The organism is Paracoccus sp. (in: a-proteobacteria), from assembly GCF_030538495.1.
GTDB lineage: Bacteria > Pseudomonadota > Alphaproteobacteria > Rhodobacterales > Rhodobacteraceae > Paracoccus.
The window spans coordinates 1-10,892 of record NZ_JAUNTW010000010.1 but is presented as its reverse complement, the minus strand read 5'-3'; the positions used below and the strand labels follow the sequence as shown (position 1 = coordinate 10,892).

General features: G+C 63.7%; 9 protein-coding genes and 1 tRNA gene. 2 read left to right on the top strand and 8 right to left on the bottom strand.

Annotated elements, in window-relative coordinates; translation table 11 throughout:
• The 7 genes from Q4G20_RS10675 to dapF are packed head-to-tail and all read right to left on the bottom strand — an operon-like array spanning window position 1 to window position 6,761.
• Entirely contained in the window at window positions 1-702 is a 702-nt protein-coding gene (locus tag Q4G20_RS10675; RefSeq protein ID WP_303343432.1) for a VIT family protein, read from the bottom strand.
• Between the two features lie 12 nt (window positions 703-714).
• The gene (gene dxs / locus Q4G20_RS10670) at window positions 715-2,613 is read right to left on the bottom strand and encodes a 1-deoxy-D-xylulose-5-phosphate synthase (RefSeq protein WP_303343431.1); all 1,899 of its coding nucleotides are present in this window, start codon (window positions 2,611-2,613) and stop codon (window positions 715-717) included.
• A gap of 18 nt (window positions 2,614-2,631) precedes the next feature.
• Window positions 2,632-3,495, bottom strand: a complete 864-nt coding sequence (locus Q4G20_RS10665) for a polyprenyl synthetase family protein (protein ID WP_303343430.1) — start codon at window positions 3,493-3,495, stop codon at window positions 2,632-2,634.
• Window positions 3,495-3,731, bottom strand: coding sequence for an exodeoxyribonuclease VII small subunit (locus Q4G20_RS10660; protein WP_303343429.1), 237 nt, complete (start codon window positions 3,729-3,731; stop codon window positions 3,495-3,497). Before Q4G20_RS10660 ends, Q4G20_RS10665 begins: the two co-directional genes overlap by 1 nt.
• Entirely contained in the window at window positions 3,718-4,644 is a 927-nt protein-coding gene (locus tag Q4G20_RS10655; RefSeq protein ID WP_303343428.1) for a histone deacetylase family protein, read from the bottom strand. The genes Q4G20_RS10660 and Q4G20_RS10655 overlap by 14 nt, the downstream gene beginning before the upstream one ends.
• A 60-nt stretch (window positions 4,645-4,704) precedes the next feature.
• On the bottom strand, window positions 4,705-5,955 hold the full coding sequence (mtaB, locus tag Q4G20_RS10650; RefSeq protein ID WP_303343427.1) for a tRNA (N(6)-L-threonylcarbamoyladenosine(37)-C(2))-methylthiotransferase MtaB: 1,251 nt from the start codon (window positions 5,953-5,955) through the stop codon (window positions 4,705-4,707).
• Complete coding sequence (gene dapF, locus Q4G20_RS10645) at window positions 5,952-6,761, bottom strand: diaminopimelate epimerase (protein ID WP_303343508.1); 810 nt, start codon at window positions 6,759-6,761, stop codon at window positions 5,952-5,954. The genes mtaB and dapF overlap by 4 nt, the downstream gene beginning before the upstream one ends.
• A gap of 105 nt (window positions 6,762-6,866) precedes the next feature.
• Here dapF and Q4G20_RS10640 point away from each other — a divergent pair.
• Window positions 6,867-6,942, top strand: a tRNA-Lys gene (locus tag Q4G20_RS10640).
• Window positions 6,943-6,990: 48 nt separating this feature from the next.
• Here Q4G20_RS10640 and Q4G20_RS10635 read toward each other — a convergent pair.
• Complete coding sequence (locus Q4G20_RS10635) at window positions 6,991-7,824, bottom strand: glycosyltransferase family 2 protein (protein ID WP_303343426.1); 834 nt, start codon at window positions 7,822-7,824, stop codon at window positions 6,991-6,993.
• A gap of 585 nt (window positions 7,825-8,409) precedes the next feature.
• On the opposite strand from Q4G20_RS10635, the gene cas9 reads away from it, so the two are divergent.
• On the top strand, window positions 8,410-10,892 hold a 2,483-nt coding region (gene cas9, locus Q4G20_RS10630), incomplete at its 3' end, for a type II CRISPR RNA-guided endonuclease Cas9 (RefSeq protein ID WP_303343425.1).

Genomic DNA, 10,892 nt, shown 5'->3' with positions numbered 1-10,892 from the left:
TCAGCCGACCGCCACACCAAACAGCCGCCCGATCAGGGCGGTGACCCCCATCGCAAACGCGCCCCAGATCACGACGCGGCCAATCGCGCGTGCCATCGGTGCGCCTCCGGTCCGCGCGCCCGCCGCGCCCAGCACAACCAAGGCCATCAGCGTGGCGACCAGAACCACGGGGATAATCGCGCCCGCCGGGGCCAGATACGCCGCGATCAACGGCATCGCGCCCGCCACGGTAAAGGTCGCGCCCGAGGCCAAGGCCGCTTGCAGGGGGTTGGCGGCGTGAACCTCGGACAGGCCCAGTTCGTCCCGCATATGCGCGCCCAGCGCGTCATGCGCGGTCAGTTCCTGCGCCACCTGCATCGCGGTTTCCGGCGACAGGCCACGATCCTGATAAATCAGGGCCAGTTCGTGCAATTCCTGATCCGGAGTATCACGCAGGGCCGCCTGTTCGCGCAGCATATCGGCGCGTTCGGTATCCGATTGCGAACTGACCGAGACATATTCCCCCGCCGCCATCGACATCGCCCCAGCGGTCAGCCCGGCCAGACCGGCCAGCATCACCGCATTATGCGACGGCTCAGCCGCAGCCACCCCTACGATCAGCGAACTGATCGACACGATGCCGTCATTGGCCCCCAAAACCGCCGCCCGCAGCCAGCCGCTGCGCGTGATATAATGGGGGTCGCCGCTGTGGATTTCACGCATGAAACGCGGCCTTTAGTCAGGGGTGCCAAGAACTTGGCGCACTTTTGCCTCGATCTGGGCGGCGTTCAGTCCGGAATGATCATACATCGCATAAGGCGCGTCGTGATCGACAAATTCGTCGGGCAAGACCATCGACCGGAACCGCAGGCCCCGGTCAAAAACGCCCTCATCCGCCAACAATTGCGCCACATGGCTGCCGAAACCGCCGACGGCGCCTTCCTCGATCGTGATCAGGGCGTCGTGTTCGGCGGCCAGCTTCAGGATCAGGTCGCGGTCCAGCGGTTTGGCGAAACGGGCATCGGCCACGGTCGGCGTAATCCCCTGCGTCATCAGCGATTCGCGCGCGGCCATGACCTGCCCCAGCCGCGTGCCAAAGGACAAAATCGCCACCCCCTGCCCCGGCGCGACAATGCGCCCGCGCCCGATTTCCAGCACCTGACCGCGTTCGGGCAGATCAACGCCCGTGCCTTCGCCGCGCGGGAAACGAAACGCAATCGGGCCAGCGTCATAGGCAGCGGCGGTTGCAACCATATGGACCAGTTCGGCCTCATCCGCGGCGGCCATCACGACCATGCCGGGCAGATTTGCCAGAAACGCGATGTCATAGGCCCCGGCATGGGTCGGCCCGTCTTGGCCCACCAGTCCCGCGCGGTCGATGGCAAACCGCACCGGCAGGCCCTGCACCGCCACATCATGCACAACCTGATCATAGCCGCGCTGCAAAAAGGTGGAATAAATGGCGCAGAACGGCTTCATCCCGCCCGCCGCCAGACCCGCGCTGAAGGTCACCGCATGTTGTTCCGCGATCCCCACATCGAAGCACCGCCGGGGATAGGTCTGCGCGAATTTCGCCAGCCCCGTGCCGTCGGGCATCGCCGCCGTGATCCCGACAATCCGGTCATCGCGCGCGGCCTGATCCATCAGCGCCTGCGCGAAGACGTTGGTATAGCTGGGCGCGTTCGACGGCGCCTTAGCCTGCTTGCCCGACACAACGTCGAATGTCGCGGTCGCATGGCCCCGGTCGGCGGCGTTTTCGGCGGGGGCGTAACCTTTGCCCTTTTTCGTCACCGCGTGGATCAGAACCGGGCCGGTCGCCCGCGCCTTGACCATGCGGAGCAGCGGCAAAAGCTGATCCAGATCATGCCCATCGACCGGCCCGACATAGGAAAAGCCCAATTCTTCGAACAGGGTGCCGCCAACGGTCATGCCTTTCAGCATTTCTTTCGCGCGGCGCGCGCCTTCTTGCAGGGGTTCGGGCAACAGGCCAACGGCGCCCTTGGCCGCGGCCTTCAGATCCTGGAACGGGTTGCCCGCATACAAACGCGTCAGATAGGACGACATCGCCCCCACCGGCGGCGCAATCGACATTTCGTTGTCGTTCAGGATCACGAACATGCGCGTTCCCAGATGACCGGCATTGTTCAGCGCCTCGAACGCCATGCCCGCGCTCATCGAACCATCACCGATCACGGCGATCGCATCGCCCGGATCGCCGCCCAGATCGCGCGCCACGGCAAAGCCCAGCCCGGCCGAAATGGATGTGCTGGAATGGCCCGCCCCGAACGGGTCAAAATCGCTTTCGCTGCGTTTGGTAAACCCGGCCAAGCCCCCGCCGGTGCGCAGCGTGCGGATACGGTCGCGCCGCCCGGTCAGGATTTTATGCGGGTAACATTGATGCCCGACATCCCAGATGATTTTGTCGCGCGGCGTGTCAAACACCGCGTGCAGCGCGACGGTCAGTTCCACCACGCCCAGACCCGCGCCCAGATGCCCGCCGGTCACGCTGACCGCGCTGATGGTTTCCGTGCGCAATTCATCCGCGACCTGCCGCAATTCGCGGTCGGTCATGGATTTCAAATCCGCAGGCAGATGCACTCGGTCCAGCATCGGAGTATGGGGGCGGTCGGTCATAACGGGCGGCCTTTCGCGTCAGGTGTCGCGGTCGATAACGAAACGGGCCAACACGCGCAAGTTGTCGGCGGCCTCGCCATAGGGGTGCAGCGCGGCAATACCGGCCTGAACCTGCGCCTGCGCCGCATCGCGCGCGCCATTCAGCCCCAGCAGCGACACGAAGGTCGCCTTGCCCGCCGCGCCATCTTTGCCCACGCGCTTGCCGGTCACGGCCTCATCCCCGGTCACGTCCAGAATGTCGTCGGCAATCTGAAAGGCCAGCCCCAGCGCATCGGCGTAACGGTCCAGCAGGGTCGGATCATCGCCCGCGATCAGAGGCCCAACGACCGCAGCAAAGCGGATCAGCGCGCCGGTTTTGCCGCCCTGCAATTCGGTGATCGCGTCCAGCGTCAGCGGCGTAGCGGCGGTTTCGGCCGCAATATCAAGCGCCTGCCCCCAGACCATGCCGCGCGCGCCCACCGCATCGCCAAAGGCCGAAATCAGCCGCAGCCGCGCATCGGCATCGCCGATCACCGGATCAGCCAGCATCTGAAACGCCAGCGATTGCAGCGCGTCACCGGCCAGAATCGCGGTCGCCTCGGACCAGCGGATATGAACCGTGGGCTGGCCCCGGCGCAGATCGTCGTTATCCATCGCGGGCAGATCGTCATGGACCAGCGAATAGGCGTGCAGCGCCTCGACCGCCGCCGCGACCGGCAGGGCGGCGGCATCGCGGATCCCGTGCAGCCGCGCCGATTCCATCACCAGAAACGCGCGCAGACGTTTGCCGCCCGTCACCGCATACCGCATCGCATCGCGTAAATCGCCCGCCGGATAGGTGTCCAGCACCTGATCCAACGCGACTTGCACCTGCGTTTTGACCTGTTCCAGCCGGTCGTCCATCACAGCCCCCCGGCGGGTTCCGTGCCGGTGGGTTGGCCATTCGCGGCCAGCGTGATTTTTTCGACGCGTTCTTCGGCGGCGCGCAGGCGTTTTTCGCAATGCGCGCGCAGGGCCGCGCCGCGTTCATACAGCGCAATGGATTCCTCCAGCGTGGCTTGGCCGGTTTCCAGCTTGGCCACGGTGGATTCCAATTCCTTCATCGCGTCCTCAAAGGACATGCTTTCAATCGCGGTCACGGTCGGCCCCTATCAATTCCTGAACATGGGCGCGGCAAGACCGGCCCAAAGCTGCCAGATCATAGCCACCTTCCAGACAGGATACCACCGGCGCACCGCACTGCGCCGCCATTTCGCAGATTGCGCGGGTGATTGCGGCAAAATCGCCGTCGGTCCAGTTCAGTTCGGCCAGCGGATCATCGGTATGCGCATCAAAACCGGCGGAAATGATGACCAGTTGCGGCGAAAATTCGCGGCACCGGGTCAGGATCGCGGACCACGCCGCCCACGCATCACCGCCATCCGATCCGGGGCGCAGAGGCCAGTTCACGATCTGCCCATGTGCGCCGCGTTCATCCGTCGCTCCGCTGCCCGGATACAGCGGCATCTGATGGGTGGATGCGAAAAACACCCGCGATTCGGTCCACAGCAGATCCTGCGTGCCGTTGCCGTGATGCACGTCGAAATCCAGCACCGCGACCCGTTCCAGCCCGTGATGATCCAGCGCATATTTCGCCGCAATCGCGGTGTTGCCGAACAGACAAAACCCCATCGCCGTATCGGTTTCGGCGTGATGCCCCGGCGGGCGCATGGCGACAAAGGCTGTGCGCGCATCCCCCGACAGCACCGCATCGACCGCCGCGCAAGCCCCGCCGACGCCATGCAGCGCGGCGGTCAAACTGCCCGGCGACAGATGCGTGTCGGCGTCCAGCATCGCCAGACCCTGCGCCGGAACCGCCGCCCGGATGCGCGCCAGATAATCCGCCGGGTGACAGCGCAGCACCTGCGCGTCATCGGCCAGCGGCGCATCACGCCGGGTCAGGGGCAGATCGGCCAGCGCCTCTATCACCGCCCGGTAACGCGCGACCTGTTCGGGGTGGCCGCCCGGGGTGACGTGATCCGAGGCACTGGGATGGGTGAACAGCAATGTCATCAGGACTCCTTTCGCGGATCGGGGCAGCGTTTCACGAAACCCGCGCCGGGAAAACCCCCGTTAGACCGTCAGCCGCGCCCCATCATGTCCCGAAATGGTCAACGTCATCAACGCACCTTCGGGCATGTCGCGGTCAAAGGCGACCTCGGTGAATTGTTCGGTCCGGCCCAGACGTGGGCCTTCGGTCAGGATGCGATGCGAGGCGCCGATCTGCGCGTCCAGATGGCGGCGCAGCGCGCGATCCCCCGCCGCCCGCAGACGCGCGGCGCGGTCCTTGATCGCCGCGCCCGGCACGCGCGGCATCCGCGCCGCGGGCGTTCCCTGACGCGCGCTGAACGGAAACACATGCAAAAAGGTCAGCCCGCAATCATCCACCAACCGGACCGAGTTTTCGAACATCGCATCCGTTTCCGTCGGAAATCCGGCAATAATATCAGCGCCAAAGACCATATCCGGGCGCAGCCGCCGCGCGTCGTTGCAGAACCGGATCGCGTCATCGCGCAGGTGGCGGCGCTTCATCCGTTTCAGGATCATGTCATCGCCCGATTGCAGCGACAGATGCAGATGCGGCATCAGGCGGGGTTCGGTCGCAATGGCCAGCATCAGGTTGTCGTCAGCCTCGATGCTGTCGATGCTGCTGATGCGCAGGCGCGGCAGATCGGGAACCAGCCGCAAAATCCGCATGACCAGATCGCCCAGACGCGGTTCGCCCGGCAAATCCGCGCCCCATGACGTAAGGTCAACCCCGGTCAGGACGACTTCGTGAAAGCCGCGCCCGACCAGACGTTTGATTTGTTCCACGACAACGCCCGCCGGGACGCTGCGCGAATTGCCACGACCAAAGGGGATGATGCAGAATGTGCAACGGTGATCGCAGCCATTCTGCACCTGAACATAGGCGCGGTGCCGCCCGAACCCGTCGATCAGATGCCCCGCCGTTTCCTGCACCGACATGATGTCGTTGACCTGCACCCGTTCGGTGTCTCCGATAAAATCCGGCCCCATCGCGGCCCAGGTTTCGGGCTGCATCTTTTCGTGGTTGCCGATGACGCGGGTCACCTCGGGCATGGCGGCGAATGTTTCGGGTTCGGTCTGCGCCGCGCAGCCGGTCACGATCACCGCCGCGCCGGGGTTTTCGCGCGCAAGACGGCGGATTTCCTGACGGGCTTTGCGCACCGCCTCGGCCGTCACCGCGCAGGTGTTCACGACGACCGCGCCATCCAAGCCCGCCGCCTGCGCCATTTCGCGCATCGCCTCGGTTTCGTAGGCGTTCAGGCGGCAGCCCAGCGTTGAAAACACCGGCGGTTTCACAGCCACACCCCGTTGAACACATAGGCGACCGGGCCGGTCATCCACACGCCGTCATCGCGCCAGTCAATGTCCAGCCGCCCGCCGTCCAGATCGACCGCAACCCGCCGCCCCGTCAACCCGCGCCGATGCGCCGCAACCGCCGCCGCGCAGGCGCCCGACCCGCAGGCCTGCGTGATCCCCGCACCGCGTTCCCAGACCCGCATCCGCAGCCGGTCCGGCGCAGTCAGGCTGGCATATTCCACATTGGTTGATTCGGGGAACAAAGGGTGATGTTCATGCGCCGCCCCGTCGCGCGGCAGGTCCACGGCGTCGGCATCCGGCACGAAAAACACGCAATGCGGGTTGCCCATGCCGACCGCCACCGGATCGCCCGCAATCGGCAGATGCGCGGGGTCCACGGGCTGCGCCAGCGGCACCCCCTGCCAGTCCAGAATCGGCGCGCCCATATTCACCGCGACCAGATCCCCGTCACGCCGCACCTGCAAAATGCCGCGTTGCGTTTCGATGGTCATATCGCCAAGCCCCAGATCACACAGGATAAAATCGCCCACGCAGCGGGTCGCGTTGCCACAGGCCCCCGCCCGCGATCCGTCGCTGTTCCAGAAATCCAGCGCAATCGTGGCGCGGTCGCTGGCGCGAATTTCGGCCAGTTGGTCAAAGCCCACGCCGCGATGCCGGTCGCCCATGGCGCGCGCCAGGTCCGGCGTCACCACCGCATCGCGGTGACGTGAATCAAGGACGACAAAATCATTGCCAAGCCCGTGCATTTTCATAAAGCTGAGCGAAAGGGGGGCGGTGTTTTCCATGCCCCCGATATAATGCGCCCGGTTTTTTTTCACCAGAGGCGCAAAAACCTGTTTTTTGCGCTTGACCCCCCCGGCACATATCCCTAAACACCCCCCTCACAGAGTGGGCCCGTAGCTCAGTTGGTAGAGCAACTGACTTTTAATCAGTGGGTCACAGGTTCGAATCCTGTCGGGCTCACCATTGTATTTATTCCGCATAAATACCGACGCAGCGACCGTTAGGGGCGCTTTATGCGTTGCGCGCGATCAGCGCCGCCATCATCGCGGCCATGCCCAGCACCGGCACCAAAAACGCCGCCATCCGTGCGCGCATCGGGGCCTTGGGCGACAGCATTATCCCCAGAGACAGCTTCAGCGATTTCAGAGCCTCACCCCGCGCCTGACGCAGCCCGCTGCGCTGCCGTGACCGCATTTCAATCACTGCGCGCCGCGCCACATCGCGACAGGCTTCGCGCAGCGTTTCGGGGTAACGATGATAGGTCACCACATCGCGCGCCAGCAACGACCGCAACCCGGTGCAGCGCGCGTTGAATTCGGTATCTTCGGCGATGCGCATATCTTCGCGGAACAGGCCCAGCCGGTCGAATACATCGCGGCGATAGGACACGCCGAACAGCGAACTGCCCGGTTTCTGAAATTCGGGCATCCGGCTTTTGTGCAGATAAAGATACGACGCCCAGGACGCCAACGAATCGCCATAAGGCCGCAGCGTGGACGACACCAGATCATAGCCGTCCCGATGCGCCACCATCCGCCGGTCATAGGCCGCCGCCGGCATGACACAATCGGCCGCCAGAAAGGCAATGATCGGCGCGCTTGCCTGCGCAATCCCCAGATTGCGGGTGCGGCCGGGCAAGGCTTTGCGATCATCTTCGACCAGAATCACGTCATCCAGACCGACCGCGCCGCGAAAGCTGCCCTGCCCGGTATTGACCAGAATTTTCTCAAACCCGCCGGGGATCGACTGAACCGCCAGCAGCGCGTTCGGGTCGCAATCCACCGACATCACCACAACCGACAGCCGAGGATCGGCAGGAACACGCGGCCCGCGGTCAAGGTTCATGCTGCTGCCCCCGTCTTGGTTATGCGACGCAGGCAGGCTTAGCATCGCGGGCGAGGTGTTTCAATTCGGGAGTAGGGCCGGTGGGGTCGCGCGCGTTCGAACGAGACCGGCTTGGCTTAGAACGCTGATCCGCACACAAATGAAAACACGGGCCGTAGCCCGTGTTTTAATGTGGTGCTCTGTCGAGCTTGTTAGCCACTCGACCAACGATTTCTGAATATTTTTTGCCTTACCAGCAGCTTGGCCACATAGTCAAGCACAATATTCGCCGTCATGAAACGCGGTCCAGCGGGAACTCAATGATACTGCCGGGTCTGAAAAAGTCTCGGAAGGCATTGAGATTTTCGTTCAGTTGCGCACTTTAGCCTGTCTCCACTTACCAGCAACCGCGTGTCATGTGCCAGCCCCCACGAACATGCTGGGATCAGTCCGCCAAGGAAATACGAACAATTAAGCTTGCCAAGGCCACCACGCACACGCAAATAAAATTTCCTCAATGATATTTAATTAACACGCCCAAACAAATCGATTTACCCCAACCCCACGCTAACCTGCCACCACCATCGCAAGAATAAGGACACGACCATGCTCACACGCCTTGCCCTTGACGTCGGCACCTCATCCATCGGGTGGATCCTCTACGAGATCGTCAACGGCCGCCCCGCGCGCATTATCGACGGCGGCGTGCGGATTTCTGGCGATGGGCGCGAAGCCAAGACCGGGCAGTCGCTGGCCGTCGGGCGGCGCACGGCCCGCGCTATGCGGCGGCGGCGTGATCGTTATCTGCGCCGCCGGACCATGCTGATGAAGCGCATGGCTGAAGCCGGACTGATGCCGCAAAATCCCGATGAAGCGGCGGCGCTGACCGCGCTTGATCCCTATGCGCTGCGGGCCTCCGGGCTGGATCAGGCGCTGCCCCTGACGCATCTGGGCCGCGCCCTGTTCCATTTGAACCAGCGGCGCGGGTTTAAATCGAACCGCCGCACGGACAAGGGCAGCAACGAAGGCGGGTTGATTGCGGATGGCTCGGCCCGGCTGGATCAGGCCATGATGGCGGCGGGCGCGCGCAGCTATGGCGAGTTCCTGCACAAACGCCGTGCCAGTGCGGATGACGCCCGCGCGGTGCCCTCGGTCCGCACGCGCATCAACCCGCATATGACCGGCGAGGATGGTAAAGAAACGCCGGGTTACGATTTCTATCCCGACCGCCGCCATCTGGAGGAAGAGTTCCACAAGATCTGGCAGGCGCAGGCCCCGCATCACCCTGAACTGACCGAGGAGCTGCGCGACCAGATTTTCGAGACGATCTTTTATCAGCGCCCACTGAAAGCCCCCGCCATCGGGCGGTGCCTGTTCCTGCCTGAACGCCGCTTGCCAAAGGCCCATCCGCTGACCCAACAGCGAACGATGTATGAGACCGTGAACATGCTGCGCGTCACCGCGCCCGGTCAGCCCAAGCGCCGCCTGACCCGCGAGGAGCGCGACAAGATCATCACCGCGCTGAACGGCAAGGCCCCTGCCAAAAGCCCCGGAGCGAACAAGCTGACGCTGGTTGCGCTGAAAAAGGTGATCAAGCTGCGCCCGGATGAAAGCTTCTCTCTGGAAACGGCGATGCGCGATGCGATTGCCTGCGATCCGGTTCGGATGAGCCTTGCCCATCCTGACCGCTATGGTCCCGGCTGGTCCACCCTGAACCCCGATCAGCAATGGGAGATCATCCAGCACCTGCGCGACGAACAGGACGGCGAAAAGCTGGTGAACTGGCTGGTGGACCGCACCGGCTTTGACCGGGAACGCGCCCGCGCGATCGCCGACGCCCCCTTGCCCGAAGGCTTCGGGCGCCTTGGCGAAACCGCCACCCGCCGCATTCTTGCCGCGCTGATTGGCGGCACGGCGGATCAAGAGGTCGCCACCTATAACGAGGCCGTCGAATTTTGCGGCTGGAACCATTCGCATCTTGCCACCGGCGAGGTGCTGGACCGGCTGCCCTATTACGGGCAAATCCTTGACCGTCACGTCCTGCCCGGCACGGGCGAAGAAAGCGATGACGATGTCACCCGCTTTGGCCGGATCACCAACCCGACGGTGCATATCGGCCTGGGCCAAATCCGGCGGCTGGTGAACCGGATCATCGACATCTATGGCCGCCCCTATCAGATCGTGCTGGAGCTGGCCCGCAATCTGAAGATGAGCGAGGATCAAAAACGCGAACTGGCGCAGAAAAACACGAAAAACCAAAAGGCCGCCGAATCGCGCAGTCAAAAGCTGATCGAGGAATTAAAGGTCGAAGATAACGGCCGCAATCGCGCCATTTTGCGGGTCTGGGAAGAATCGTCGGCCGATGCGCTGAAACGCTGCTGCCCATATACCGGCACGATGATTTCGGCGGCGATGCTGTTCGACGGCAGTTGCGACATCGACCACATCCTGCCCTATTCCCGCACGCTGGACGACAGCTTTAACAATCGCACCATCTGCCTGAAATCCGCAAACCGCGACAAACGCAACCAAACCCCGTGGGAGGCGTGGGGCGGCACATCGAAATGGTCGATCATCGAGGCCAATCTGAAAAACCTGCCCGATGGCAAACGCTGGCGCTTTCAGCCGGATGCCATGGAAAAATTCGAAGGCACGCGCGATTTCACCGCCCGCGCCTTGGTTGATACGCAATATCTGTCGCGGCTGGCGCGGGAATATCTGGAAAGCCTGTATGCCGATGCCCTGCATGAAGGCCGCCGCCCGATCTGGGTTGTCGCGGGCAAGCTGACGGAATTGCTGCGCCGTCATTGGGAGCTGAACAGCCTGCTGCCGGACGCCCATCGCGGCACGTCAAAGGCCAAGAACCGTCAGGATCATCGTCACCACATGATCGACGCCGCCGTGATCGGCGCAACCGATCAAAGCATGGTCAAACGCATCGCCGATATCGCCAAGGCCAATGTTGAAAACGGGCTGGACGAACTGGCCGGCTCGATCCCGCCGCCATGGGGCGGATTCCGCGACGCCCTCAAGGCGCAGCTTGATCGCACCGTGGTCAGCCACCGGGCCGATCATGGCCGTATCGACCC